The 642-nt window shown below is 39.3% G+C and carries 1 pseudogene; it reads left to right on the top strand.

Annotated elements, in window-relative coordinates:
* Positions 1 to 557 (top strand): annotated as a pseudogene (locus Q1B07_RS26715) (transposase); the annotation flags it as partial.
* Positions 558 to 642 lie beyond the last annotated feature (85 nt).

Here is a 642-nt window from a genome sequence, read left to right as displayed (position 1 = left end):
AAATTATAGGGACACCGGCGTTAGCTTCCCAGCCTAGTTTATCTCGCTTTTTTAAACGGTTTGATCAAACATCTATCGAACAATTGGAACAGGCCAATCAAGATCTACTCGATAAAGTTCATAAGTTTAGAGATTCAAAAGCACTCATCTTTGATTTAGATTCTACTCATTCCGATACCTATGGTCATCAAGAATCGGCAGCTTACAATGCCCATTATGGAACCATTGGTTTCCATCCATTAGTGGCTTTCGATGGTGTAACAGGTGACTTTTTGAAGGCAAAGCTGCGTCCTGGAAATGTGTATACTTCAAACGGTGCAATTGAATTCATACAACCACTTATTGAACATTACAACGAGAAATTCCCGGAGACTTCATTATTTGTTCGCGGGGACAGTGGTTTTGCCGTCCCTGCTTTATATGATTTGTGCGAAAAAGAATCCGTTTACTACGTCATTCGACTAAAGTCTAATGCTCAACTACAACAGATTGCGGAAGAATACCATCCTTCCACTATGCCTTCAAATGTCACAGAGACCGAATACTATTTTGAAGAAACCATTTATTGTTTATTGCAAAATAAAAGTACAGAGTTCTGCAGCAAAAATGTGCAGAGCCTGACTGCATAAAAAAAAGGCTTGC

This window comes from uncultured Metabacillus sp. (genome assembly GCF_947503125.1).
Classification (GTDB): Bacteria; Bacillota; Bacilli; order Bacillales; family Bacillaceae; genus Metabacillus.
The sequence above is the reverse complement of the archived record's forward strand: the minus strand, read 5'-3'. Positions and strand labels throughout refer to the sequence as shown.